General features: G+C 59.3%; 25 protein-coding genes. 18 read left to right on the forward strand and 7 right to left on the reverse strand.

Annotated features, from left to right (window positions below; all coding sequences use genetic code 11):
* Positions 1–14 precede the first annotated feature (14 nt).
* The 8 genes from cheY to AB8W27_RS08090 all read left to right on the forward strand — a co-directional run bounded on the left by cheY (position 15) and on the right by AB8W27_RS08090 (position 9043).
* Entirely contained in the window at positions 15–404 is a 390-nt protein-coding gene (cheY, locus tag AB8W27_RS08055) for a chemotaxis response regulator CheY (protein WP_007759979.1), read from the forward strand.
* A gap of 10 nt (positions 405–414) precedes the next feature.
* Positions 415–1056 (forward strand): protein phosphatase CheZ, encoded by a 642-nt coding sequence (gene cheZ, locus AB8W27_RS08060; protein WP_015741640.1) that lies wholly within the window; start codon positions 415–417, stop codon positions 1054–1056.
* 132 nt (positions 1057–1188) lie between these two features.
* Entirely contained in the window at positions 1189–2337 is a 1149-nt protein-coding gene (gene flhB, locus AB8W27_RS08065) for a flagellar biosynthesis protein FlhB (protein WP_041923682.1), read from the forward strand.
* Positions 2330–4408, forward strand: a complete 2079-nt coding sequence (gene flhA / locus AB8W27_RS08070; protein ID WP_015741638.1) for a flagellar biosynthesis protein FlhA — start codon at positions 2330–2332, stop codon at positions 4406–4408. The genes flhB and flhA overlap by 8 nt, the downstream gene beginning before the upstream one ends.
* Positions 4408–4809 (forward strand): flagellar protein FlhE, encoded by a 402-nt coding sequence (locus tag AB8W27_RS08075; RefSeq protein WP_041923681.1) that lies wholly within the window; start codon positions 4408–4410, stop codon positions 4807–4809. The genes flhA and AB8W27_RS08075 overlap by 1 nt, the downstream gene beginning before the upstream one ends.
* Positions 4810–5083: 274 nt before the next feature.
* Positions 5084–6670: an MFS transporter gene (locus tag AB8W27_RS08080; protein WP_041923680.1), complete on the forward strand. Its 1587-nt coding sequence runs from the start codon at positions 5084–5086 to the stop codon at positions 6668–6670.
* The gene (locus AB8W27_RS08085; protein ID WP_041923679.1) at positions 6670–7809 is read left to right on the forward strand and encodes a glycoside hydrolase family 105 protein; all 1140 of its coding nucleotides are present in this window, start codon (positions 6670–6672) and stop codon (positions 7807–7809) included. Before AB8W27_RS08080 ends, AB8W27_RS08085 begins: the two co-directional genes overlap by 1 nt.
* A 607-nt stretch (positions 7810–8416) precedes the next feature.
* On the forward strand, positions 8417–9043 hold the full coding sequence (locus AB8W27_RS08090) for a helix-turn-helix domain-containing protein (protein ID WP_015741633.1): 627 nt from the start codon (positions 8417–8419) through the stop codon (positions 9041–9043).
* Between the two features lie 66 nt (positions 9044–9109).
* Here the strand turns inward: AB8W27_RS08090 and argS are convergent, their stop codons facing one another.
* Positions 9110–10843 (reverse strand): arginine--tRNA ligase, encoded by a 1734-nt coding sequence (gene argS / locus AB8W27_RS08095; protein ID WP_015741632.1) that lies wholly within the window; start codon positions 10841–10843, stop codon positions 9110–9112.
* A 185-nt stretch (positions 10844–11028) separates the two neighbouring features.
* Between argS and AB8W27_RS08100 the strand changes: the two genes are divergently transcribed.
* The 3 genes from AB8W27_RS08100 to AB8W27_RS08110 all read left to right on the forward strand — a co-directional run bounded on the left by AB8W27_RS08100 (position 11029) and on the right by AB8W27_RS08110 (position 13453).
* The gene (locus AB8W27_RS08100; protein WP_041923678.1) at positions 11029–11592 is read left to right on the forward strand and encodes a VOC family protein; all 564 of its coding nucleotides are present in this window, start codon (positions 11029–11031) and stop codon (positions 11590–11592) included.
* Between the two features lie 148 nt (positions 11593–11740).
* A complete protein-coding gene (locus tag AB8W27_RS08105) occupies positions 11741–12283 on the forward strand; it encodes an SRPBCC family protein (RefSeq protein WP_007760000.1) in 543 nt (180 codons plus the stop codon).
* Positions 12284–12286: 3 nt separating this feature from the next.
* Positions 12287–13453 carry a zinc-dependent alcohol dehydrogenase gene (locus AB8W27_RS08110; RefSeq protein ID WP_015741629.1) on the forward strand — a complete coding sequence of 389 codons (1167 nt, stop codon included), beginning with the start codon at positions 12287–12289 and terminating at the stop codon, positions 13451–13453.
* Here AB8W27_RS08110 and AB8W27_RS08115 read toward each other — a convergent pair.
* The gene (locus AB8W27_RS08115) at positions 13443–14594 is read right to left on the reverse strand and encodes a MalY/PatB family protein (protein WP_041923677.1); all 1152 of its coding nucleotides are present in this window, start codon (positions 14592–14594) and stop codon (positions 13443–13445) included. The genes AB8W27_RS08110 and AB8W27_RS08115 overlap by 11 nt on opposite strands.
* Positions 14595–14679: 85 nt before the next feature.
* Between AB8W27_RS08115 and cutC the strand changes: the two genes are divergently transcribed.
* The 4 genes from cutC (at position 14680) to lysM (ending at position 19770) form a co-directional block, all read left to right on the forward strand.
* Entirely contained in the window at positions 14680–15420 is a 741-nt protein-coding gene (gene cutC, locus AB8W27_RS08120; protein WP_041923676.1) for a copper homeostasis protein CutC, read from the forward strand.
* A 201-nt stretch (positions 15421–15621) separates the two neighbouring features.
* Positions 15622–17322, forward strand: a complete 1701-nt coding sequence (locus tag AB8W27_RS08125; protein ID WP_041923675.1) for a molecular chaperone HscC — start codon at positions 15622–15624, stop codon at positions 17320–17322.
* Positions 17322–19160, forward strand: coding sequence for a hypothetical protein (locus AB8W27_RS08130; RefSeq protein WP_015741625.1), 1839 nt, complete (start codon positions 17322–17324; stop codon positions 19158–19160). Before AB8W27_RS08125 ends, AB8W27_RS08130 begins: the two co-directional genes overlap by 1 nt.
* Positions 19161–19323: 163 nt before the next feature.
* Entirely contained in the window at positions 19324–19770 is a 447-nt protein-coding gene (gene lysM, locus AB8W27_RS08135; RefSeq protein WP_015741623.1) for a peptidoglycan-binding protein LysM, read from the forward strand.
* A gap of 36 nt (positions 19771–19806) precedes the next feature.
* Here the strand turns inward: lysM and cmoB are convergent, their stop codons facing one another.
* The 5 genes from cmoB to AB8W27_RS08160 form a co-directional block, all read right to left on the reverse strand.
* Positions 19807–20778 carry a tRNA 5-methoxyuridine(34)/uridine 5-oxyacetic acid(34) synthase CmoB gene (gene cmoB / locus AB8W27_RS08140; RefSeq protein ID WP_015741622.1) on the reverse strand — a complete coding sequence of 324 codons (972 nt, stop codon included), beginning with the start codon at positions 20776–20778 and terminating at the stop codon, positions 19807–19809.
* A complete protein-coding gene (gene cmoA / locus AB8W27_RS08145; RefSeq protein WP_041923674.1) occupies positions 20775–21518 on the reverse strand; it encodes a carboxy-S-adenosyl-L-methionine synthase CmoA in 744 nt (247 codons plus the stop codon). The genes cmoB and cmoA overlap by 4 nt, the downstream gene beginning before the upstream one ends.
* 40 nt (positions 21519–21558) lie before the next feature.
* On the reverse strand, positions 21559–21954 hold the full coding sequence (locus AB8W27_RS08150) for an MAPEG family protein (RefSeq protein ID WP_007762436.1): 396 nt from the start codon (positions 21952–21954) through the stop codon (positions 21559–21561).
* A 67-nt stretch (positions 21955–22021) separates the two neighbouring features.
* Entirely contained in the window at positions 22022–22840 is an 819-nt protein-coding gene (locus AB8W27_RS08155) for a DUF72 domain-containing protein (protein WP_015741619.1), read from the reverse strand.
* Positions 22837–23403 carry a hydrolase gene (locus AB8W27_RS08160; protein WP_041923673.1) on the reverse strand — a complete coding sequence of 189 codons (567 nt, stop codon included), beginning with the start codon at positions 23401–23403 and terminating at the stop codon, positions 22837–22839. Before AB8W27_RS08160 ends, AB8W27_RS08155 begins: the two co-directional genes overlap by 4 nt.
* Positions 23404–23667: 264 nt before the next feature.
* Between AB8W27_RS08160 and aspS the strand changes: the two genes are divergently transcribed.
* From aspS to AB8W27_RS08175, 3 genes are read left to right on the forward strand one after another with little or no spacing between them, the layout of a single operon-like run.
* A complete protein-coding gene (gene aspS / locus AB8W27_RS08165; RefSeq protein WP_015741616.1) occupies positions 23668–25446 on the forward strand; it encodes an aspartate--tRNA ligase in 1779 nt (592 codons plus the stop codon).
* Position 25447: 1 nt separating this feature from the next.
* Positions 25448–25891, forward strand: a complete 444-nt coding sequence (nudB, locus tag AB8W27_RS08170) for a dihydroneopterin triphosphate diphosphatase (RefSeq protein ID WP_015741615.1) — start codon at positions 25448–25450, stop codon at positions 25889–25891.
* A 27-nt stretch (positions 25892–25918) separates the two neighbouring features.
* Entirely contained in the window at positions 25919–26659 is a 741-nt protein-coding gene (locus tag AB8W27_RS08175; RefSeq protein WP_015741614.1) for a YebC/PmpR family DNA-binding transcriptional regulator, read from the forward strand.
* Positions 26660–26730 lie beyond the last annotated feature (71 nt).

A 26730-nucleotide genomic window follows, 5' to 3' on the forward strand; every position in this document is an offset into this window, starting at 1 on the left:
GGAGTACAGTTTTTATGGCGGATAAAGATCTCAAGTTTCTGGTTGTGGATGACTTCTCCACCATGCGCCGCATTGTACGTAACCTGCTCAAAGAGCTGGGTTTTAACAACGTAGAAGAAGCGGAAGATGGTGTGGATGCACTCAACAAACTGCAGACCGGCGGTTTCGGTTTTGTCATCTCCGACTGGAACATGCCCAATATGGATGGTCTTGAATTGCTCAAAACCATTCGCGCCGACGGTGGCATGGCTTCCATGCCGGTACTGATGGTGACAGCGGAAGCCAAGAAAGAGAACATCATCGCGGCAGCGCAGGCAGGCGCCAGCGGCTACGTGGTGAAACCGTTCACGGCGGCGACGCTTGAAGAAAAACTGAGCAAGATTTTCGAAAAACTCGGCATGTGAGGACAGGCAGATGACGGCATCGATAAAACCGACTGACGAGCATTCGACTGGCGACATTATTGTCCGTATCGGCAGTCTGACCCGCATGCTGCGTGACAGCCTGCGCGAACTGGGGCTTGATCAGGCGATTGCGGAAGCGGCGGAAGCTATACCGGACGCGCGCGACCGTCTGGATTACGTGGTGCAGATGACGGCGCAGGCCGCAGAACGCGCCCTGAACTGCGTCGAGGCCTCGCAGCCTCACCAGAACAAACTGGAAAACGACGCGAAAGCGCTGAGCGGCCGCTGGGACGAATGGTTCGAGAACCCGATCGAACTGAGCGACGCGCGCGAACTCGTGACCGACACCCGCCAGTATCTGGCAGAGGTTCCGGATCACACGAGCTTCACCAACGCCCAGCTTCTGGAAATCATGATGGCGCAGGATTTCCAGGATCTGACCGGTCAGGTGATCAAGCGCATGATGGATGTTATCCAGGAGATTGAGCGCCAGCTTCTGATGGTGCTGCTGGAGAACATGCCGGAGCCGAACGCGCGCGCCAAGCGCCCGAACGAGAGCCTGCTCAATGGTCCGCAGCTGGACGCTACCGCCGCCGGCGTCGTGGCAAGCCAGGATCAGGTCGACGACCTGCTCGACAGTCTGGGCTTCTGATCCCAGTTAACCCTCCCTTCGGGGAGGGCATTAAAGCGCGAAACAACCACCGGTTTTGCGCTTTTCTCTTCCCATTAGCTTTTCCCGCCTCTGGCATGCTAGCTGCGTAATAGTAGCTGCGAGAATCGAATCGTGTCAGACGATAGCGACGACAAAACAGAAGCCCCCACACCCCACCGACGAGAAAAGGCGCGAGAAGAAGGGCAGATCCCCCGTTCCCGTGAACTGACCTCCATGCTGATGCTGCTGGTCGGCGTCGCGGTGATTTGGATGGGCGGTTCGTTGTTAGCACGTCAGCTGGCAGCAATGCTCTCTCACGGCCTCCATTTTGATCACAGCATTATTAACGACCCGAAACTCGTGGTCGGACAGATCAGCTTTTTGATAAAGCAGGCGCTGGTGGCGCTGGTACCGCTGATTATGGGCGTGGTGATCGTGGCGCTGTTCGCCCCGATGCTGCTGGGCGGCCTGCTGTTTAACACCAAAGCCGTGGCGTTTAAGCCCGAAAAACTGAACCCGCTGCCGGGTATCAAGCGTATTTTCTCATCGCAGTCGCTGGCGGAGCTGTTAAAAGCGGTGCTGAAGTCGGTACTGGTGGGCATCGTGACCGGGTGTTTCCTCTGGTACAACTGGCCGGACATGATGCGCCTTATCAGCGAATCGCCCATCTCCGCGATGCGCAACGCGATGAATCTGGTCGCGCTTTGCTGCATTTTGATCGTGATGGGTCTGGTGCCGATGGTTGGCTTCGACGTGTTCTGGCAGATAGTCAGCCACACCAAAAAATTACGTATGTCGCGCCAGGATATTCGCGACGAATTCAAAAACCAGGAAGGCGACCCGCACGTTAAAGGGCGTATTCGCCAGCAGCAGCGCGAAGCGGCTCGTCGTCGCATGATGGCGGACGTGCCGAAAGCCGACGTTATCGTCACTAACCCGACGCACTACTCGGTGGCGTTGCAGTATGACGAGAACAAAATGAGCGCCCCGAAAGTGGTGGCCAAAGGCGCAGGGCTGGTGGCCCTGCGTATTCGTGAGATTGGTAATGAACACCGAATTCCGATGCTGGAAGCGCCGCCGCTGGCGCGTGCGTTATACCGGCATGCGGAGATCGGCCAGCAGATCCCGGGGCAGCTGTACGCCGCCGTGGCGGAAGTGCTGGCATGGGTATGGCAACTCAAGCGCTGGCGTCTGGCTGGCGGCTTGATTCCGAAGAAACCTGAAAACCTTCCGGTGCCTGAGGCGCTGGATTTCTTGAACGAGAAGGACACTGATGGCTAATCTGGTGGCAATGCTGCGCCTGCCTGGCAATTTGAAATCGACCCAATGGCAGATCCTCGCCGGGCCGGTTATCATCCTGATGATCCTGTCGATGATGGTGCTGCCATTGCCGGCCTTCATCCTGGATTTGCTATTCACCTTTAACATCGCGCTTTCCATTATGGTGCTGCTGGTGGCGATGTTCACCCAGCGCACGCTGGAGTTCGCGGCGTTCCCGACCATTCTTCTGTTTACCACCTTGCTGCGTCTGGCGCTGAACATTGCGTCCACGCGTATCATTCTGATGGACGGCCATACCGGCGCGGCGGCGGCGGGTAAAGTGGTGGAAGCGTTCGGCCACTTCCTGGTCGGCGGCAACTTCGCCATCGGTATCGTGGTGTTCATCATTCTCGTCATCATCAACTTCATGGTTATCACCAAGGGTGCGGGGCGTATCGCGGAAGTGGGCGCGCGCTTCGTGCTTGACGGGATGCCAGGCAAGCAGATGGCTATCGACGCCGACCTTAACGCCGGGCTTATCGGCGAAGAGGAAGCGAAAAAACGTCGTACCGAAGTCACCCAGGAAGCGGACTTTTACGGCTCGATGGACGGTGCGAGTAAATTCGTGCGCGGCGACGCCGTCGCCGGTCTGCTCATTATGGTTATCAATGTCATCGGCGGCCTGCTGGTGGGTGTCATACAGCACGGTATGCCGGTCGGTCAGGCGGCGGAAAGCTATACGCTGTTGACCATCGGTGACGGCCTGGTCGCACAGATCCCGGCGCTGGTGATTTCGACCGCAGCGGGCGTTATCGTGACCCGCGTCGCCACCGATCAGGATGTCGGCGAGCAGATGGTCGGCCAGCTGTTCAATAACCCGCGCGTGATGGTGCTGAGCGCCGCCGTTCTCGGCCTGCTCGGTATGGTGCCGGGGATGCCTAACTTTGTGTTCCTGCTGTTTACCGCCGCGCTGCTGGGCCTCGCCTGGTGGATGCGCGGCCGCGATCTGCAGGCGCCTGCCGCGCCCGCGCCGGTTATCCAGCAGGATAACCCGCAGGCGGTGGAAGCGACCTGGAACGACGTGCAGCTGGAAGATTCGCTCGGGATGGAAGTGGGCTACCGCCTGATCCCCATGGTGGATATGCAGCAGGACGGCGAACTGTTAGGCCGTATCCGCAGTATTCGTAAGAAATTCGCGCAGGATCTCGGCTTCCTGCCGCCGGTGGTGCATATCCGTGACAATATGGATCTGCCGCCGGCCCGTTATCGCATTCTGATGAAAGGCGTCGAAATCGGCAGCGGCGAAGCCTATCCGGGCCGCTGGCTGGCGATTAACCCGGGCACGGCCGCAGGCTCTCTGCCGGGCGAGCCGACCATCGATCCGGCCTTTGGCCTGGCGGCTATCTGGATTGAAAGCGCGCTCAAAGAGCAGGCGCAAATCCAGGGCTTTACGGTGGTTGAGGCCAGCACCGTGGTGGCGACGCATCTGAACCACCTGATCGCGCAATACTCCGCAGAGCTGTTTGGCCGTCAGGAGGCGCAACAGTTGCTTGAGCGCGTCAGCAAAGAACTGCCGAAACTGACCGAAGATCTGGTGCCGGGCGTGGTGACGCTGACGACGCTGCATAAAGTGCTGCAAAACCTGCTTGCCGAGAAAGTGCCCATTCGCGATATGCGCACCATTCTGGAGACGCTCGCCGAGCACGCGCCGGTACAGAACGATCCGAACGAACTCACTACCGTGGTCCGTGTGGCGCTGGGCCGCGCCATTACCCAGCAGTGGTTCCCGGGTAATGATGAAGTTCAGGTCATCGGGCTGGATACCTCGCTTGAGCGTCTGCTGCTACAGGCCCTGCAGGGCGGCGGCGGTCTGGAGCCGGGTCTGGCTGATCGTCTGCTTGAGCAGGCGCAAGAGGCGCTGTCGCGCCAGGAGATGCTCGGCGCGCCGCCGGTGTTGCTGGTTAACCATGCGCTGCGTCCGTTGCTGGCGCGCTTCCTGCGCCGCAATCTGCCGCAGCTGGTGGTGCTCTCGAACCTCGAGCTGTCCGATAATCGCAATATCCGCATGACGTCCAGCATCGGAGGTAAATAATGCGCGCGCTCTGGCTGATGGCATTACTGACGCTGCCTGTCCTGGCGAACGCCGCGGGCGAAGGCGCCTGGGAGGCGAGCGCAATGGGGCCGGTATTAAGCCAGCGCGGCATGGCGGCCTCGTCGCCGGTGCTGGCGCCGAACTCTCCGCCGCCGCAGGGCGTCATGACCGTGGTGGTCTGGCGCTATGAACTGGCAGGCCCGACGCCTGCCGGTATGGTGGCGCGGCTCTGTTCTCAGACCCGCTGTGTGGAAGTGGAAGACCAGACGGGCACTACGCGCGCTTTTACCAATGTTTCCGCCGCCGAGCCGCTGCGCTTTATCTTTGAAGTGCCGGGCGGCGGCAGGCTATTTCCCGCGCTGGACGTGCGCCGCAGTCAGGTCATCGTCAACTACCGCTAATTCTCTCCTGTAAAACGCGCCATGCGCGTTTTACTCTTTCAGCCGCCACGTTTTTTGGCGGCTGGCTCGCAATTCTGAACTCCCGCTTTGAACACTTCGAAACGCTGTTTTATAAATCAGTGAAGCTGGTGGCAGCGCTCTTTGTATTTTTGCCAGTTTTCCGTTTCAGGTGGCAGAAAAGGAAAGGTTTCCCACCCGCCATACTTTTACTTTAGCCCTGATAGCTCCCCAGTGCCCTGAGGGGCTCCCAATAAAAACACACAGGGTGACGGCGATGAAAACGCGTAAACCAGGACTGGCAAATTACCTTGCCTACGGGTCAGGAGACTTCCTCGGTGCAGGAACGACCGCCCTGACGGCAGCATGGCTTCTGTATTTCTACACTACCTTCTGCGGTTTAAGCCCGATTGAGGCGACCTTTATTTTCGCGACGGCGAGAGTCGCCGACGCCGTGGTCAGCCCGCTAATGGGCTTTCTGACCGATAACTTCGGCACCACCTGGCTTGGTCGCCGTTTCGGGCGCCGTAAGTTCTTTATCCTGCTCGGCATTCCCTGCGTATTCAGCTATTCGCTGATGTGGGTGGGGGATATGGGTTTCTGGTACTACCTGCTGACCTATCTGCTGTTTGATATTGTCTACACCATGATCCTGGTGCCATATGAAACCCTGGTGCCGGAGATGACTGACGATTTCAAACAGAAAACCAAATTCTCCGGCGCGCGCATTTCCATGGCGCAGATGTCCGCCATTCTGGCCTCGTTCCTGCCTGGCGTGCTGCTGACGCACTTCGGGAAAGACAATGCGGTGTCGTTCTTCTATGCAAGCCTGGTCTTCTCGGTACTCTGCGCGATTATGCTGACGCTGGTGTGGATTTTCACCTGGGAGCGCCCGCGTGAAGACTGGTCTGAAGCCGCGCTGCGCGCCGAAGAAGAGAAGAAAACCCTGACGCTCAGCCAAAGTCTGCGCCGCCTGGTGGTTGAACTCTCCTCTACGCTGCGCATCCGCATTTTCCGTCAGCATCTCGGTATGTATCTCGGCGGCTATATCGCGCAGGACGTGTTCAATGCCGTGTTTACCTATTACGTCGTGTTTGTGCTGATGCAGGAGGCGTCAGTCGCGTCTAACCTGCTCGGTACGATGGCGATTTTCCAGTTTATCGCCGTCATCGCGATGATCCCGCTGTGTATCCGCTTCGGGCCTGCGCCGTCTTACCGCATGGTGGTGGTGCTGTTTGGTCTGAGCTCGCTTTCCTACGCGCTGCTCTATTACGCCGGCATGAGCGATATTTACTCGTTGCTGTTGCTGGTCTCCGCGCTGGCGGGCCTCGGGCGCGGCGGCATTAACTATGTACCGTGGAACACCTATACCTATATCGCCGATGTCGATGAAGTGGTGACCGGGCAGCGCCGTGAAGGGATTTTCGCAGGCATTATGACGCTGACCCGTAAGGCCTCCCAGGCGGGCGCAGTGATGCTGGTCGGGATCGTGATGCAGATGTCCGGTTTCGTCTCCGGCCAGAGCACCCAGGCGCCCGCGGTGAGTCATACCATTCTGATGATTTTAAGCGTCGGCACCTTAATTGTACTGGCCTGCGGCTTCCTGATTTCCCTGCGCTTTAAGCTCAACCTGAAAACCCATAGCATTCTGCGTGATGAAACCGCGAAGATGCGCGCCAGCGGCCGCGTGATGCCGGAGAGCATCAGCCCGGCAAACCGCGCGACGGTCGAAATGCTGGCGGGAATGCCTTACGAAAACCTGTGGGGCAACAACAATATCGGTTATCTGAATCGCAATAAGCCGGCGGCACCGGCGCTTAAAACCGTCACTCCCGAATTCGATACGACACAGAGGTTAAGTTAATGATTGTCTGGCCTGTAAAACACAGCCCGCTGCTGCGTCAGCCGGAGCGTTTCATTGCCCGTGACGAACTCAAGGCAATGATCCACAAAATTACCGACAACCTGATCAACATTAAGGATGAAACCGGACAGTTCCTGCTGCGCCTGGACGACGGGCGCGTCATTGACACCAAAGGCTGGGCTGGCTGGGAGTGGACGCACGGCGTGGGGCTGTACGGTATTTATCAATATTACCGTCAGACCGGCGACGACCGGATGCGCGCGGTGATTGACGACTGGTTCGCGGCGCGCTTTGCCGAAGGCGCCACCACCAAAAACGTCAATACGATGGCCCCGTTCCTGACGCTGGCGTACCGCTATGAAGAGACGCGCGACGCCGCGCTGTTGCCCTGGCTTGAAACCTGGGCGGAGTGGGCGATGTATGAGATGCCGCGCACCGACCACGGCGGGATGCAGCACATTACGCTCGCCGAGGAGAATCACCAGCAGATGTGGGACGACACGCTGATGATGACCGTGCTGCCGCTTGCGAAAATCGGCAAGCTGCTCGGGCGTCAGGAGTATGTCGATGAGGCGGTCTATCAGTTCCTGCTGCACGTTGAGAACCTGATGGACAGGGAAACCGGGCTGTGGTTCCACGGCTGGAATTATGAGGGTTGCCATAATTTCGCTAACGCCCGCTGGGCGCGCGGCAATAGCTGGGTGACTATCGTTATCCCCGATTTCCTGGAGCTGATGGACTGGCCCGAACGTCACCCGGTGCGCCGCTACCTGACGCAGGTGCTGGAGCGCCAGGCGGCGGCGCTGGCGGCGTGTCAGGATGAAAGCGGCCTGTGGCATACGCTTCTGGACGATCCTGATTCCTACCTGGAGGCGTCCGCCACCGCCGGGTTCGCCTGCGGCCTGCTGAAAGCGGTGCGCAAACGCTATATCGGCAAGGCGTACGCCGCGGTAGCGGAGAAAGCCATCAAAGGCGTGGTGGCGAACGTCTCGCCGCAGGGTGAGCTGCTGCAGGTCTCATTCGGCACCGGCATGGGGAGCGATCTCGACTTTTATCGCCAGATCCCGCTTACCTCGATGCCTTACGGTCAGGCGATGGCTATTCTTTGTCTGACGGAATATCTGCGCACTTACCTGTAACGCTGTCCGCCGCGCGCCACCCCCGTCGCGCGGCGGCGATTTGATTATCCTTACACGGCTTTTAATGTTAACTGTCGTGCTGCGACACCTGTCCGGCTACCCTCATTACCATTAAGGCATTTAAATCATCAGTATTAGCTTATTTATACAGTACGCCTCTTCTTATGGCTCTGATGATATTTATAATGCGCTTATTCGGCTATTATTATATTTTCAATATTAAATTTTTCCAAAAAAGTAATTCATTGTAGCTTGTTTCTTTGTAGTCATTCCTTAAAATGCCAGCCGCACTGCCATTATTGTTGATTCATTTTATCAGAAACAATAATCAGGTAATTTTTCGTAATTTCGTTGCTATGACGCCTGTGATTCTTTGCATTATGCGAAGAATATTCTCTTTAAATGCTGTTCATGGATATATTTCGCTCGGTGTTTTTATGTCGCGTTAATGACCGTTACGGCATTAAGCTGACTAAAGGATACTGTTTTTCGTCTGGCTACGCGATGGCATAACTGATAACGCATTCGCCTGCCGGCCTGAATCCCGGATAGTCGCCGGAATCACAGTACGGGTATGCGAAGCCGTTAATCCTGATGGATCATATAAATGAACCACTATCCTTTACCTCAACGGCCAGACGCCCAGATAAACGCGCTGATTAACGCTCTGCAGGGTCATGGGACCATTAAAGAATATCCGCGCGGCGCCTGTCTGACGCAGAATGAGGAGTCTGTAAATATTTTACTGTCAGGCAGTCTCGCAATGACGCGGGATTGGGATAACCTCATTTTCTTTGAAATTCACCGGCCCAACATTATTGGTATTTCTCTGGAGCCCCATAACCCCCGGTTTGAACGTTTTCGTTTAATAATAAAAGAAGACAGTCTGGTCAAAAAGATAAGTCGGGCGGATTTTTTTAAAGTTATCGAAGAGCAAAAACTGTGGCAGGAAACGAGCCACGTAATCTCTTTTTATTACCATGTTCTGTTGTGGAAAAGCTATCATTTTTATGCGGCTGATTCTTACGTATTAGTGAGGAAATCGCTCATTACGCTTGGTGAAATGACGCCGGAAACGCGTATGAATATTAACGCCAGCCAGTACATTACCAGCACGACTAATTTATCGAAAAGCTACGTGATGAAAGTGATTCAGGAGTTACGCAAAGGCGGGTATATCGAAATTCAGCGTGGCCGTCTGATTTCCCTCGGCAAGCTGCCGCAAAAATATTAAGCCGCCGGAGAGTAGCCATAAAAAGGCCCGTCAGTGACGGGCCTTTTTTTACCGCTGAACCTTATGTTACATACGTTCGACAGTTTCGATACCGAGCGTATCCAGACCCAGCTTCAGGGTTTTCGCGGTCAGCAGCGCCAGCTTCAGACGGCTCTGGCGCAGCGCGTCGGTTTCCGCGCTGAGAATAGGGCAGTGCTCATAGAAACCGGAGAACAGACCCGCCAGATCGTAGAGATAGGCGCACATGACATGCGGCGTACCGTCGCGGGCAACGACGCCCAGCGTCTCTTCGAACTGCAACAGGCGCGCGGCGAGCTGCGCTTCGCGATCGTCCTGAATGACAACCGGCGCGGTCAGTTCGCTCTCCGACACGCCCGCTTTGCGGAACACTGACAGCACGCGGGTATAGGCGTATTGCATATACGGCGCGGTGTTGCCCTCAAAGGCCAGCATGTTATCCCAGTCGAAAATGTAGTCGGTGGTGCGGCTCTTTGAGAGATCGGCATATTTCACCGCGCCGATGCCCACGGCGTTGGCCAGTTTTTCCAGCTCGTCGGCAGGCATATCCGGGTTCTTCTCGGCGACCAGACGACGCGCGCGATCCAGCGCCTCGTCCAGCAGCTCGGAAAGCTTGATGGTGCCACCCGCGCGGGTTTTAAACGGTTTGCCGTCTTTGCCGAGCATCATGCCGAACATGTGGTGTTCCAGTGGGACGGATTCCGGCACGTAGCCTGCTTTACGCACAATGGTCCACGCCTGCATCAGATGCTGGTGCTGACGGGAGTCAATGTAGTAAAGCACGCGGTCGGCGTGCAGCGTTTCGTAGCGATATTTCGCACAGGCGATATCCGTCGTGGTGTAGAGGTAGCCGCCATCCTTTTTCTGGATGATGACGCCCATCGGCTCGCCTTCTTTATTTTTGAACTCGTCCAGGAACACCACGGTGGCGCCTTCGCTCTCCACCGCCAGCCCTTTGGCTTTCAGATCGGCGACGATGCCTGGCAACATCGGGTTATAGAGGCTTTCGCCCATGACGTCATCGCGCGTCAGGGTGACGTTAAGACGCTGATAGGTAATCTGGTTCTGCGTCATGGTGATGTCCACGAGCTTGCGCCACATGTCGCGGCAATAGTCGTCGCCGCCCTGCAGTTTCACCACGTAGCTGCGCGCGCGCTCGGCGAACGCTTCATCTTCGTCATAATGCTTTTTGGCTTCGCGGTAGAACCCTTCGAGGTCAGAGAGCGCCATCTCGCCGGCGTTTTCTTTCTGCTGCTTCTCAAGGTAAGCGATCAGCATACCGAACTGGGTGCCCCAGTCGCCGACGTGGTTGGCGCGAATGACCTTATGGCCCAGGAACTCCAGCGTGCGAACGGAGGCGTCGCCGATGATGGTGGAGCGAACGTGGCCCACGTGCATCTCTTTAGCGACGTTCGGCGCGGAGTAATCGACAACGATAGTCTGCGGCGCGCTCACTTTCTCAACGCCCGCGCGATCGGAGGCGACCGCCGCTTCAACGTTTTTCGCAAGGAAAGCCGGGTCGAGGAAAATATTGATAAAGCCAGGGCCCGCGATTTCGGTCTTCGCGGCGATCCCGGTGAGATCCAGATGGGCCAGAGCCTGCTCGGCGAATTGTCGCGGCGGCATGCCCAGTTTTTTCGCGATAGCCATCACGCCGTTAGCCTGATAGTCGCCGAACTGCGCTCTGGCTGACTGACGAACCTGCGGTTCGCAATCCGCAGGCGCACCTGCGGCAATCAGCGCCTGACTGACTTTTTCTGAGAGAAGAGCCTGAATATTCACCGGGATACCTTACGTTAATAACGCTGCCTGTCGAAGGCGGCAGCGTGCGGACTTAAGAAAAAAGAGGGCAAAAGTATACTGCATTTAGGCGGCGGCGTCAGCACCGTCGGGCAGGGCGGCGCGCGCTGGAGCGCGGGCGTCAAACAGGGTAGATTAGCGCCTTTGTCACCGTACGGGAAAAGCCGATGACCCACTGGCACTCACCAGAAGCACTCCATGATATCCGCGCGGATCTGCCGCGCTTTGACGCGGCGTTACAGACGCTTGCCGGGCGTCTTGCGCTCGATATTAACGGGCTGCACGCCGATCACATCTCCCTGCGCTGCCACCAGAACGCGACTGCCGAGCGCTGGCGTAAAGGGTTCGAGCAGTGCGGCACGCTGCTTAGCGAAAACATCATTAATGGCCGCCCGATTTGCCTCTTTCGTCTTGATGAGCCGGTCTGCGTCGGGCCGTGGCGCTTTACGGTCGTCGAGCTGCCGTGGCCTGGCGAGAAGCGCTACCCGCACGAAGGCTGGGAGCATATTGAAATCGTCCTGCCCGGCGCGCCGGAAACGCTCAACCAGCGCGCGCTGGCGCTGCTGGGCGACGAAGGCCTGATGGCGCCGGACATTTCGGTGAAAACCAGTTCGCCGGCGGGCGAGCATGAGCGGCTGCCGAACCCGACGCTTGCCGTCACCGACCGTATCGTCACCATCAAATTCCATCCCTATTCCATTGAAGAGATCGTCGCAAGCGAACAGCAATAATCGCTCGCGATAACGCACGGGGCCCGACTGGCGCAAAGTCTGGCCCCGTTTTTTGTCTATAGTATTCAGGGGACCTTTTCCCGCACGCCCCCGCATGAAAAGAGTAAGGAGAAACCCGACGCCTGTTTTCGACCGATGGGAGAGACTCATGCAACAAACCGTAAAACGTACCGATCTGTGGATTAACCGTGATGAGCCTGGGCTGCGCCGCTCCCTGCTTATCCACCGCTCCGCCGAGGAGCTGTTTGATTTGTGGCGCGCCCCCTCAACCCTGCCGCGCATCATGGAACACTTCGCCCGCATCACCATTCTCAGCAATACCGCGTCCCACTGGGCCGTGCGGATGCCGCTTGGCAAAACGGTCGAGTGGGATGCGCATATCGTCGATGAAGAGCGCGGCCACTACATCAGCTGGGCGTCTGAGAAAAAAGCCACCGTACCAAATGCCGGCAGGCTGACGTTTCGTCATATTTCGGACGAGCGCGGCACAGAAGTGACGCTGGCGCTGCACTTCGATCCGCCGGGCGGCTTTTTAGGCGAGTGGCTGTCGAAGAAAATCGATCTGGTGCCGGAGGCGATGCTAAGCCAGGCGCTGCGGCGCTTTAAAAGCCTTGCCGAGACGGGCGAAATCGCGACCAACAAACCGCAACCGGCGGGGCGTCACGAGGGTATGGATAAAGTGGAGGAATAACCGATGCGAGCACTCTGCTGGAACGGCGTCAACGATTTGCGTGTCGAGACCGTGGGCGATCCGACTATCGTCAACCCGCATGATGTGATCCTTAAAGTGGGGCTGACCACGACCTGCGGCTCCGATTTGCACGTCATCGACGGGCTTATCCCGAGCATGGAAGAGGGCGATATTCTCGGCCATGAATTTATGGGCGAAGTAGTGGAAGTGGGCCCGGAGGTCAAAAACATCCGCCGCGGCGACCGCGTCGTGGTGCCGTCGTTTATCTCGTGCGGCTCCTGCTGGTACTGTAGCCACGGGCTGACCTCCTGCTGCGATAACACCAACCCGAACGCGCACATGCAGGAAAAAATCCTGGGCTACCCGACGGCAGGTATTTATGCCTACAGCCATGCGTTCGGCGGTTACGCCGGTTCGCACGCCGAATATGTGCGCGTGCCGTTCGCCGATAACGACTGCTTTATCGTGCCGGAAACCGTCTCTGACGAGCAGGCGCTGTTTCTGTCCGACGCCGCGCCGACGGGCTACATGGGCGCGGATTTTTGCAATATCCACCCCGGCGATACGGTCGCGGTGTGGGGCTGCGGCGGCGTCGGGCTGATGGCGGCCCAGAGCGCGTATCTGATGGGCGCTGAGAAAGTGATCGCCATTGACCGTTTCCCGGAGCGGCTGGCGATGGCGCGCGACATCATCGGCGCGATCCCGCTGGATTACACCAAAGTGGATATTTACGAAGCGTTGCTTGAGATAACCGGCGGCCGCGGCCCGGACAGCTGCATCGATGCGGTAGGGATGGAAGCGCACGGCGAAGGTCTGGAGTACGCGTATGACCGCACCAAACAAGCGCTCAAAATGCATACCGACATCGGCGCCGCGCTGCGCCAGGCGATCCGCGCCTGCCGTAAAGGCGGCACGCTCGCCATTCTGGGCGTCTACGGGATGATGGATAAATTCCCGCTCGGCGTGGCGATGAATAAAGGGTTAACCATCCGCACCGCCCAGCAGCACGGACAGACCTACATGAAACGCCTGCTGGATCACGCCGCGCGTGGCGAACTGCGCACCGATTTCCTCGCCACGCACCGCTTCTCGCTGGAAGACGCGCCGCGCGGCTATGAAATGTTCAAAAATAAAGAGGACGGCTGCGTGCGGGCGGTGTTTAAGCCCTGACGTTCGCGGCTTCGACCGCACGCTGCAGACGCGTAATGGCGATCTCCAGCGTGGCGGCCGTGCAGCCGAAGTTAATCCGCACGTGCTGCGGCGCCCCGAAATCCGCGCCGGGGGAGAAACCGAGCCCCTGGCGCTTAAAAAAGCGCGTCGGGTTTTCCACACCAAGCCCGGCTGCATCCACCCACGCCAGATAGGTCGCCTCCGGGCGCGCCATTTCCAACCCCGGCAGCGCATCAATAGCCGCGTATAAGCGGTCGCGGTTGCGACGTAAATACGAAAGCTGTTCGGCAAGCCATGTCTCGCCGCCGCGCCAGGCCGCTTCAGCGGCGGTCAGCGCCAGTACATCCACATGCGGCACAATACCTTCGCGCGCGGCGCAAAAACGCTGACGCAGCGCGGCATCCGGGATAACCGCCACCGAGGCGCCAAGCCCCGCGATATTAAACGTTTTCGAAGGCGACATCAGCGTAATGGAGCGCCGCGCCGCGTCTTCGCTCAGCGAGGCGAACGGAATATGCTGCACGCCGGGCGTGAGGATCAGATCGCAGTGTATTTCATCGGAGCAGACGATAAGGTCATGCTCCTGCGCGAACGCGAGCTGCGCCTCCAGCTCGTCGCGTCGATACGCGGTGCCGCCGGGGTTTTGCGGATTACAGAGCATCAGCAGTTTTTCGCGCCCGGTGAGCTGCGGGCGCAGGCTTTCGAGATCCAGCACCCGCCGCTCGCCGCGCGCCTGTAACGGCGCGTTAAGCTGGGCGCGTCCGGCAAGCGCGGCGGATTTACGAAACGGCGGGTAAATCGGCGTGGGCGCAACCGTGGTTTCTTCAGGCGTGGTAAACGCGCGTACCGAGAGATTCAGCCCCGCGACAATGCCCGGCATAAAGACCAGCCACTGCGGGTCGACGCGCCACTGGTAGCGGCGCTGGCACCATTCAACGAAGGCCTCGGCCAGCCCCTGCGGATGCGCGCCGTAGCCAAACACGCCGTGCTGCACGCGCGCCATCAGCGCGTCGGTAATGCAGGCGGGCGAGCGGAAATCGGTGTCGGCCACCCACATCGGCAGCACCGATTCCTCATGGGCGTTCCACTTAATACTGTCGCTGTGACGGCGGTTGATCTCTTCGTCGAAATTGAATGCCATGATACGTTGTCCTGCGCCAAAGGGGCTTTCAGACTAAGCCGTTTACCGGGCGCTGACCACTACTTTAATTTACAGGGAGTTACCCATGGCGGTACTGGAAATTTGCTGTTACAGCCAGGCCTGCGCGAAGACCGCAGAGGCGGCGGGCGCTGATCGTATTGAGCTGTGCTCTGCGGTGAATGAGGGCGGCCTGACGCCCTCCGCGGGTGTGCTCAAAGGCGTGCGGGCGCAGATATCGATCCCCGTTCATCCTATCGTGCGCCCGCGCGGCGGCGATTTTTGCTACAGCGAGAGCGAGTTTGCGGCGATGCTGGACGACATCGCGTTTACCCGCGACCTGGGCTTTCCGGGGCTGGTGACGGGCGTGCTGAATGAAGACGGCGAGGTGGATCTGGCGCGGATGCGCAAGATAATGCGCGCTGCCGAAGGGATGGCGGTGACGTTTCATCGCGCCTTTGATATGTGCGCCAGCCCCTTGAAAGCGCTGGAAGAATTAACCGATCTCGGCGTGGCGCGCATCCTGACTTCCGGCCAGCAGGCGAGCGCGGAAAAAGGAATTTTATTAATTACGGAACTAAAGCGCAGAACCCGTGCTCCAATCATTATGGCCGGTGCAGGGGTACGGCTTAGCAACCTTAACCTGTTCCTGGCGCAGGGGATTGACGAGCTTCACAGCTCGGCGGGCATCCACGTTGCCTCTCCCATGCGTTATCGCAATACCGGCGTCTCGATGTCATCGGACGCCAGCGCCGACGAATACTCACGTTACCAGGTGGATGGCGACGCGGTAGCCGCCATGAAGGCGGTGCTTTCGTCAGCGCACTGATTTTTGCCCTCAGTTTTTACCGCACATCATGTCGCCCAATATGATGCTTGCTCGTACCAGGCCCCGGTCTTTTGCCGGGGCTTTTTTTATGCGCGCGCGGCCGCCTACCAGATCTGGTGGTCGTCTTGTCTTTACCGGGCCGCTCAGGGAAGATGCCACGCATTGTCAATGTCTGTCGCAGACCTGCAAAGGGAGAACAGGATGATCGTCGGCATCGATCTCGGCACCACCAATAGCCTCGCCGCCATCTGGCAGGAAGGCAGCCCCAGACTCATCACCAACGCGATGGGCGAATGGCTTACGCCAAGCGTCGTCGGCCTTGACGACGAAGGGCGCGTGCTGGTGGGCAAAGCCGCCCGTGAGCGCCTGCATACGCACCCACACCTCACTACCGCGCTTTTCAAACGTCATATGGGCACCGCCTGGACCGTCCGGCTCGGGGATAAACTGTTCCGCGCCGAAGAGCTGTCGGCGCTGGTGCTGCGCAGCCTGAAAGAAGATATTGAGCGCGCCTGCGGCGAGCCGGTTACCGAAGCGGTCATCAGCGTACCGGCGTACTTCAGCGATGCCCAGCGTAAAGCCACGCGCATCGCGGGCGAACTGGCCGGGCTGAAGGTTGAAAAACTGATTAACGAACCCACCGCGGCGGCGCTGGCCTACGGCCTGCATCGGCGGGAAGAAGAGGGCACGTTTCTGGTGTTCGATCTCGGCGGCGGCACCTTTGACGTCTCGGTGCTGGAGTTGTTCGAGGGCGTGATGGAAGTGCGCGCCAGCGCCGGGGACAACTTTCTCGGCGGCGAAGATTTCGACCAGGCGCTGATTGAGGTTTTCGTGGCGCGCCAGAGGGCGTCGGGCGGCCTGCCGGACCCGGCGGCGCACACCCACGCCCTGCGCCGCGAGGCCGAACGGGTGCGCCATGCGCTTGGCGAGAGTCATGTCGCCACCTTTACGCTGCGCGCCGAAGACCAGATCTGGAGTCAGACGATTCATCAGGGCGATCTGAATGATATTTTCGTGCCGCTGTTGACCCGGCTTCGCCAGCCGATTGAGCGCGCGCTGCGCGACGCCCGCATCCGCGTGGCGGATCTCGACGACATTCTGCTGGTGGGCGGCGCGACCCGTATGCCGCTGGTGCGCCGTCTGGCCGCCAGCCTGTTTGGCCGTTTTCCGTCGGTGTCGATAAACCCTGACGAGACGGTGGCGCTCGGCGCCGCCGTTCAGGCCGCGCTGAAAAAACGCGACGCGGCGCTGGAAGAAGTGGTGCTGACCGATGTCTGCCCCTATACGCTGGGCATTGAAACCGTTAAAGCCTTTGGCCGTCACCTTGACGAGGGCCACTATCTGCCGGTGATTGAGCGCAACGTCGTGGTGCCGGTGAGCCGGATGAAAAGAGTCTGCACGCTGGCGGATAACCAGACGGTGGTGGAGTTTACCATTTACCAGGGCGAGAGCCGTCTGGTGAAGGACAACATTGAGCTTGGCAGGATGCGCGTATCGGTGCCGCCGAAACCGGCGGGCGAGGTAGCGCTGGATGTGCGCTTTACTTACGACGTCAACGGCATTCTGGAAGCGGAAGTCACGGTGCCGCTGACCGGCGAGCGCCAGCAGCTGATTATCGAAAATAACCCCGGCGTGCTGACGCCGCAAGAGATTGCCGAACGCCTTGCACAGCTGAGCGCGCTGAAAATTCATCCGCGCGAACGTCAGCCCAACACGCATCTGCTGGCCCGGCTCGACCGCCTGTACCAGGAAAACACCGGCGAACTGCGCGAGGAGATTAGCTATCTCGGGGTGCGCTTCCAGCAGGCGCTGGAGAGCCAGGATGACGCGCGCATCGATAAAGTCCGTCACGAGATAACGCAGCAGGCGGACGCTATCGAAGCCGGGATGTGGCTCTTCTGATGCGCGCGCTGCAGATCCTCGGGCTTGCGCCCGGCGCGGACGAGCGCGCCATTAAACGTGCCTACGCCAGATTACTGAAAGGGTGCCGACCGGATGACGATCCGCAAGGTTTTCAGCAACTGCGCGACGCCTATGAACAGGCGCTGGAGCAGGCGCGTCGCGGCGTCGCGGACGACGAAGACGAATACGACGAAGACGACGCCTGTGACGATACCGACGAAGAGCACGATGACGACAGCGAAGCAGACGCGCGCAGGGAGGCCGATGCCCCGCCGCTGACGCCGCACTTCAGCGAGCCTGAGCCGCCACAAAGCGAGCCTGTTCGCCGGGCGCCGGTATATGCGCCGCCGCGCACGGCGGCCTTGATCGACGGGTTAAATGAAGAAAACCTTAACGCGCGCTGGCTGACGGCCCAGGAGGCGGGGGAGGCGCGTGTCTTCGAAGAGGCGGTGCTGACGCGCTGTCTGTGGCATCTCGCCCCTGATGAGCACGCTTTTGCCGCCCGCGCGCAGGCGCTTTTTCAGTGGCTGACGCCAGGGCAACGCCTGACCCCGGACGACGCACAGCAAAACCGGCTGCGCACCGTGCTGCTCGCGCCTTATGCCGAACAGATGCAGGCGGCGTTGGAGGAGGGGCACGATGCCCGTTATATCGCCTGCCTGCGCGCGCTGGCGAATACGCCCTGGCTGCAAAGCTACGACGGGCAACGCCAGTTGCAACAGCTGGCGCTGACGCTGCTGGACGCGCAGCCTGACTGGTTGCCAGAGCGCTTCGCGGCGCTGTGCAGGCTATTTCACTGGGATGAGACGCGCGGCGAGCGGCCGGATTTGCCGGAGCTGTGGGCGCAGGTCATCGCCCGCGACGAGGATGAACGCCTGTATGCGCAGCTTGCGGCGCAGCGCGACGCCCCAGGCGACAGCCCGGCGCACCGGGCGGCGCAGATGGTATTGCGCGTGCAGGATGAAGACGCCCGCATGCTGGCCGGGATCGACTACACCGATGAAGACTGGCAGGCCTGCGCCAGGCTGAACGACCTGCTGACGCTCGGCCATCCGGCGCTTATCCCGCGTTTTGCGGGCGCGGATATCCACGCGTGGCAACAGACGTACCACAAGCTTAATGAGGCGCACGGTCCGATGCTGCGCAGCATCTGGTTTGTCGGGCTGATGATGGCGACCTTCAGCTGGATGCTGCCCGCGTTATATCACGGAACCATCACCCCCTGGGGCGTGGTAGTGCGTGTGCTGGTGGCACCTGTTGTGGCGATGCTGGTGGGTATCTTCCCGCTGGTCTTATGGCAGGGATTAACCCAGCCATTCTCAGGCAGTGACGCGGCGCTGAGCGAGCGGCTGCTGCCGCGGTTTATCTACTCCCGGCGGCGCAAACGCTGGCGGCTGTTCGCGCATGTAATTCCGTTCTGCGTGGTCAGCCTCGTTATCGCGGCGATCTGCGGCCGGCTGGCGATGTGGGTATTTGTCATTGTGACGCTATCGCTGGCCTGGACCGATCTCTGGCGCTATCCCGGCGCGCTGCGGCGGTATCGCAAACCCCCGACGCCGAAACGCAGCGGTTTGAAGAAACAGGTGCTGCTGGCATTGCTGTTTTTCGCCATCATCACCGGCGTGCGCGCGCTGCTGCCGGGCAAACCGCAGGCCACGCCGCCGCAGGATACGCAGCCTGTCGTCACGCGCGGCGAGGCAAGCCCCGGGCGCGTCGGGCCTGCGCCGACGGATTGCGGCACGCCGCCGCCCATGCCGCCGCTGTGCCGTAACCTCAACGATCCGCAGGCATGCAGCGAGCGGGTTAATCATGAATGGCACGCGCGCTGCGACAACTAGCGCTTATCAGCCCGGCATCGCCGGGCTTGTTGTTTTCTCTGCGCCCGCTGACGGTTTTCCCGCCAGGCTGGTCGCTTTTAACGCAACCAGCACGTTGCCGCCTGGTTTATTCCTCGATTTGTTTGCCAGACTTCTCAGGGTGAATTTTTTTTGAGGAGGAACTATGGGATTACTGAATTTTGTGAAAGAAGCGGGCGAGAAAATCTGGGACAGCGTTTCCGGACATAACGATGCGGCGGCGCAGAATGCCAAAGTGCAGGAGCACCTCAAAAAAACCGGCATCCCGGATGCGGATAAAGTGCAGGTGCAGGTGGATGACGGCAAAGCGACCGTAACCGGGCAGGGCTTAAGCCAGGAAGCGAAAGAGAAAATCCTGGTGGCCGTCGGCAATATCGCGGGTATCGGGCATGTCGATGATAATGTCGCGGTGGCGAGCCCGGCGCCGGAAAGCCAGTACTATACGGTGAAAAAAGGCGACACGCTCAGCGCTATCTCGAAAGAGGTTTATGGCGACGCGAATCAATATCCAAAAATCTTTGAAGCCAATAAACCGATGCTGACCAGCCCGGAAAAAATTTATCCAGGCCAGGTGCTGCGTATTCCGAAATAAAAACGCCTCTCCCGCACGCCGGTGCGGGAGAACCCATCAGGGCTTACGTGCGACCAGGACGGCGCGCAGCGGGGCGGGGTAGCCTTCGCGGGTTTTGGTGGCGTCATCGGGATCGAGGAAATCCGCCAGCGATTCCGTTTCCATCCAGGCGGTGCGGCGCTGCTCTTCTACGGTGGTGACCGAGAAATCAGCGATTTTCACATCCACAAAACCGCACTTCTCCAGCCAGTTTTTCAGCGCAGGCGCGGACGGAATAAAATAGACGTTACGCATCTGCGCGTAGCGCTCGCCCGGCACCAGCACGGTGTTTTCATCGCCTTCCACCACCAGCGTTTCCAGCACCAGCTCGCCTTCTTTCACCAGCTGATCTTTAAGCTGCCAGAGATGATCCAGCGGCGAGCGGCGATGATAGAGCACGCCCATCGAAAAGACGGTGTCGAATGCGTTCAGCGCGGGCATCTGCTCAATACCGAGCGGCAGCACATGGGCGCGGTTGTCACCGCCTAAAAGCTTACGCACCGCCTCGAACTGACACAGGAAAAGCTGCGTCGGATCGATGCCGACCGCGAGCTGCGCGCCCGCGCCGACCATACGCCACAGGTGATAGCCGCTCCCGCAGCCGACATCCAGAATGGTGCGCCCGGCCAACGGCGTGATATGCGGCAGCACGCGGTCCCATTTGAGATCGGATCGCCACTCGGTGTCGATATCGATACCGTAGAGCGAGAACGGCCCTTTACGCCACGGCATCAGCGTGCGCAGCAGCTGTTCGATGCGCTTACGCTGGCCGTCGCTCAGCGGCTCGGCGCTCTGCGCGCTGACGCTGTGCAGCAAATCAAGCTGGTCCGGCACAAGGGCAGGCAGATTGTCGAGAGAGTTGTACCACTGTTTAAACTGGCCGTGCAGGGCGTCGCGTTGCCAGGCCGCGACCTGGGCGGGCAGGGTTTCCAGCCAGTGGGCGAGCGGGCCGCAGGCGATCTGCTGATAAAATTTGCCGAAATCGATCATGCTGCGCTCCCGGCTTTCACCGCCACCAGCGAGCCGAAATTAAAGCACTGGAACCAGAGTTCGCTGTGCTCAAACCCTGCTTTGCGCAGGCGCGCTTTGTGGGTTTCCACGGAGTCGGTAAGCATCACGTTTTCCAGCATGCTGCGTTTCTGGCTAATTTCCAGTTCGCTATAGCCATTCGCGCGCTTGAAGTCGTGGTGCATATTGAACAGCAGTTCGCCCACCACGCTGTCTTCGAAACTGAATTTTTCCGACAGCACCAGCGCGCCGCCAGGATTCAGCCCCTGATAGATTTTATTGAGCAGCAGCTGGCGATCGTCCGGGTTCAGGAACTGGAGCGTGAAGTTCAGCACCACCATAGAGGCGTTCTCAATGGTGATATTGCGGATATCGTCCTCAATCACCTCGACCGGGGTCTGCGCTTTGAAGGCATCAAGATGGCGACGGCAGCGCTCCACCATGGCGGGCGAGTTATCCACCGCGATGATTTTACAGCCGTCATGATGCACGTTGCGGCGCACCGAGAGCGTGGCGGCGCCGAGCGAACAGCCAAGATCGTAAACCTGGCTTGCGGGCTGGACAAAGCGCTCCGCCAGCATGCCAATCATAGAGATGATATTGGAATAGCCCGGCACGGAACGCTGGATCATATCGGGGAAGACTTCAGCCACCCGCTCATCGAAAGTCCAGTCGCCCAGACGGGCGATAGGCGCGGAGAACAGCGTGTCGCGATTTGACATAGCGTAAATCCTGGGGAAAACGAAAGGGGCGTATTTTGCGCTAATGAAACGAGAAAACCAACTCCCAGGGCATATACCAGATGTTGGCCAGCACCATCAGCAGCAGCGCGGTATAGGTGGCGCTCATGCCGCTGCGCCGCCAGCGCAACAGCCGGTGATGGAAGCCGTAATAGTGCATCAGACGACCGACAAGCAGCAGCAGGCCGCAGACGTGCAGCATCCAGTTCTGCGCGCCGTTCATCTCCATAAACAGCAGCAGCAACAGGCCGATGGGCAGATACTCCACCGCGTTGCCATGTATGCGGATAGCGCTTTGCAGTTCGCTAAAACCCCCATCGCCATAGGCGACGCGGTACTGCATGCGCAGACGAACCACATCGAAAGAGAACTTCATCAACAACAACGCACCCAGAACCGCATAAAGCGCGCTTACCATAGAAACTCCGTTTAACGCTGTTAATGGCGCCTTTATGATAGCGTGGCGCGGCCATATTGTCGCTGCCCTAAAAGAGGGTGTCCTGGTGGGGGATGGCGGGCTCGTCGCCAAGGGTCGGCAGCGCCTCGCGAAGCGCGGGCCAGAGCGTGTGCACCAGCTCCGGCGCATGCTCGATATCCGGCGTGTGGAGAAAGAGATAGGGCGTCGTGGTCTGCTGCCACTGCGCGAGTTTGGCAAGCCAGACCGCGAAAAACGCCGCGTTTTGCGCCATATCATCGCTGCCGATAAACCGCACCATTGGATGCTGCGCCGTGACGAGCGCATGGACCGGCACTTTAGGCTTTTTGCGCTGGGCGTCGATCACCGCCGGGCTGTGAGGCAGGGCGGCATGCACCGGACGGCTGTCGAGCATCACGCGGTTGACGCCGCGCGCGATAAGCCCGCGGTTGAGCGAAAGCTCCGCCTCGCCTTTGGCGAAGAAATCGGGGTGGCGCACTTCAACGCCATACGTAAAACCGCCGGGCAGGGCGTCGAGAAACGCCCACAATGCAGGCAGATCGCGCGGGCCGAACGCGGCGGGCAACTGCAGCCAGTACTGTCCAATGCGGGTTTCGAGCGGCGCCATCCGCGCGAAAAACTCGGCGGTTAAATCGTCGCAGTGACGCAGCGCGGCGTTATGCGAAATGGTGGCCGGGAATTTAAAGCAGAAGCGGAAATCGTCATGGGTCTGCGCGTGCCAGCGCTCGACGATCTCCGCCTTCGGCAGCGCGTACAGCGTGGTGTTGCCTTCCACGCAGTTAAAGTAGCGGGCGTAATCTTCAAGCGATGTAATGCCAAGTCGCACCCATTTCGGGTGCGACCACTGCGGCAGACCAAGATAAATCATAGGGCTGCGAGGATCTCCTCTGTAGAACGAACCCGCCCGATGCGCGGGAAAATATGCGTCATGCTGCCGTTGTGCTGGTCGGCGTCGGCGGCTGAGCAGGCGTCTTCGGCGATCACCAGTTCAAAACCCATCTCCCAGGCGTTGCGCGCGGTGGATTCCACGCCAATGTTGGTCGAGATGCCGCACAGAATGATCGTCGTGATGCCGCGACGACGTAATTGTAGCTCCAGATCGGTGCCGTAGAAGGCGCCCCACTGGCGTTTGGTCACTTCGATGTCGCTGTCGCGTTTGCCGAGCGCGACCGGGTAGCGCCACCACTCTTCGGGCAGCGTATGACCGGCAATCGGCGCATCTACGGGCTGCTTCAATGCTTCGCTGAAATCCTTCGACCAGCCGACACGCACCATCACTACCGGCGCGCCCGCGGCGCGGCACTTCTCGGCAAGCCTTGCGGCGCGGGCCACGACGTCGTCGGCGCTGTGCGGGCCGCCGGCAAAGGGAAGGATCCCTTCCTGTAAATCAATAACCACCAGCGCGGTGGTGGCGGGATTAAGCGTTAACATAGAGACTCCCCTTGAAAGTAGGTTTTGGATGAGTACCTTACTGGCGTCCCGCGCCGGGCGGTTGTCTATTTTTGTTAAATTTTGTGAGAAGCGACATTTTACGCGCAGCAATCGCGCGAGCGCGCGGCTTCGGGCTTATCGCGGCGCGGAATTTCCAGTATAATATCCCCCTTTTCACCCAGTAGTGACATTCAGCCAAAGCTGCGACAGTGGTGCCTGCAGGGCAGGTGACAAACGGCCTGCGGCTAAATTAAGGGAAATCTCATGCGTACAGAATATTGCGGGCAGCTCAATCTGTCCCACGTCGGACAGCAAGTGACTCTGTGTGGTTGGGTCAACCGTCGTCGCGATCTCGGCAGTCTGATTTTTATCGACATGCGCGATCGTGAAGGCATCGTTCAGGTGTTCTTCGACCCGGATCGTGCCGACGCCTTCAGCCTCGCCTCTGAACTGCGTAATGAGTTCTGCATTCAAATCACCGGGACCGTGCGTGCGCGCGACGAGAAAAACGTCAACCGCGATATGGCGACCGGCGAAGTGGAAGTGTTCGCCACTGAACTGACCATCATCAACCGCGCCGAGCCGCTGCCGCTCGACTCCAACCAGGTCAACAGCGAAGAAGCGCGTCTGAAATACCGCTATCTCGACCTGCGTCGCCCGGAGATGGCCCAGCGCCTGAAAACCCGCGCGAAAATCACCAGCTTCGTGCGCCGCTTTATGGATGACCACGGTTTCCTCGACATCGAAACTCCGATGCTGACCAAAGCCACGCCGGAAGGCGCGCGTGACTACCTCGTGCCGTCTCGCGTACATAAAGGCAAGTTCTACGCGCTGCCGCAGTCTCCGCAGCTTTTTAAACAGCTGCTGATGATGTCCGGCTTCGATCGCTACTATCAGATTGTAAAATGCTTCCGCGACGAAGACCTGCGCGCTGACCGTCAGCCTGAATTTACCCAGATCGACGTCGAAACCTCCTTCATGACCGCGCCGCAGGTGCGTGAAGTGATGGAAAAACTGATCCGTCAGCTGTGGCTTGACGTGAAAGGCGTGGATCTGGGCGATTTCCCGGTCATGACCTTCGCCGAAGCCGAGCGCCGTTACGGCTCCGATAAACCGGACCTGCGTAACCCGATGGAGCTGGTGGACGTTGCCGATCTGCTGAAAAACGTAGAGTTCGCGGTCTTCGCGGGCCCGGCTAACGATCCGAAAGGCCGCGTCGCTGCGTTGCGCGTGCCGGGCGGTGCCCAACTGAGCCGTAAGCAGATTGACGACTACGGCAACTTCGTCAAAATTTACGGCGCTAAAGGGCTCGCGTATATCAAAGTCAACGAGCGCGCGAAGGGCCTGGACGGCATTAACAGCCCGGTGGCCAAATTCCTGAACGCGGAAATCGTCGAGGCTATCCTTGAGCGCACCGGCGCGCAGGATGGCGACATGATTTTCTTCGGCGCCGACAACAAAAAAGTGGTCGCCGACGCGCTGGGCGCGCTGCGCCTGAAGCTCGGTAAAGACCTGAGCCTGACCGACGACGCCAAATGGGCGCCGCTGTGGGTTATCGACTTCCCGATGTTTGAAGACGACGGCGAAGTCGGCCTGAGCGCGATGCACCATCCGTTTACCGCGCCGAAAGACATGAGCGCCGACGAGCTGAAAGCGGCGCCGGAAGAGGCCGTGGCGAACGCCTATGACATGGTTATCAACGGTTATGAAGTGGGCGGCGGCTCGGTGCGTATCCACCGTGGCGAAATGCAGCAGACCGTGTTCGGCATTCTGGGCATCAATGAGCAAGAGCAGCGCGAGAAGTTTGGCTTCCTGCTGGACGCGCTGAAATTCGGTACGCCGCCGCACGCGGGCCTGGCGTTCGGTCTTGACCGTCTGACCATGCTGCTGACCGGCACGGATAACATCCGCGATGTCATCGCTTTCCCGAAAACCACCGCGGCCGCCTGTCTGATGACCGAAGCGCCGAGCTTCGGGAACCCGACAGCGCTGGCTGAGTTGGGCATCGAAGTCGTGAAAAAAGCGTCGCCGGAGAATAAGTAATATGCACTATAAGCACCCTGTCTCTGTGCTGGTGGTTATCTACGCCCAGGACACGAAACGGGTGCTCATGTTGCAGCGGCGCGACGATCCCGATTTCTGGCAGTCGGTCACCGGCAGCCTGGAAGAAGGGGAAACCGCGCCGCAGGCCGCCGTGCGCGAAGTAAAGGAAGAGGTCTCCATTGACGTTGCTTCTGAGCGACTGACCTTGATGGACTGTCAGCGCACGGTGGAGTTTGAAATTTTCAGTCATTTACGTCATCGCTATGCGCCGGGGGTCACGCGTAATACGGAGTCCTGGTTCTGTCTGGCGCTGCCGACGGAGCGGGAGATCGTGTTTACCGAGCATCTGACGTACCGCTGGGTGGACGCCGCCGAGGCGGCCACGCTGACCAAGTCCTGGAGCAACCGGCAGGCGATTGAAGAATTTGTTATTAACGCCGCCTGAAAAGGCGTGCTTTCTGGAGATATTTTTATGGCAGGTCATAGTAAATGGGCCAACACCAAACACCGCAAAGCGGCACAGGATGCCAAGCGCGGTAAAATCTTCACTAAAATTATTCGCGAGCTGGTCACCGCGGCGCGTCTGGGCGGCGGCGATCCGGGCTCTAACCCGCGTCTGCGCGCGGCTATCGATAAAGCGCTGGCCAATAACATGACGCGCGACACCCTGAACCGCGCCATCGCGCGCGGCGTCGGCGGTGACGAAGACGCGAACATGGAAACCATCATTTATGAAGGTTACGGCCCTGGCGGCACCGCGGTCATGGTGGAATGTCTCTCCGACAACCGTAACCGTACCGTTGCCGAAGTGCGTCACGCCTTCAGCAAGTGCGGCGGCAACCTCGGCACCGATGGCTCCGTGGCGTACCTGTTCAGCAAGAAAGGCGTTATCTCCTTCGACGCGGGCGACGAAGACACCATTATGGAAGCCGCGCTGGAAGCGGGCGCTGAAGATGTGGTGACGTATGACGACGGCGCTATCGACGTCTACACCGCCTGGGAAGAGATGGGCGCGGTACGTGACGCGCTGGAATCGGCGGGCCTGAAAGCCGATAACGCGGAAGTGTCCATGATCCCGTCCACCAAAGCCGATATGGATGCGGAAACCGCGCCGAAGCTGCTGCGTCTTATCGATATGCTGGAAGACTGCGACGACGTGCAGGAGGTTTACCACAACGGTGAGATCTCCGACGAGGTTGCGGCGACCCTGTGATACCCGTCATCTTTCAGGCTGCGGGCGGCGACGTCCGCAGCCTGATCTCTTCTCTTGTTCTCACAGGCTTT

The sequence above is a fragment of the Cronobacter turicensis genome (assembly GCF_041222865.1).
Lineage (GTDB): Bacteria > Pseudomonadota > Gammaproteobacteria > Enterobacterales > Enterobacteriaceae > Cronobacter > Cronobacter turicensis.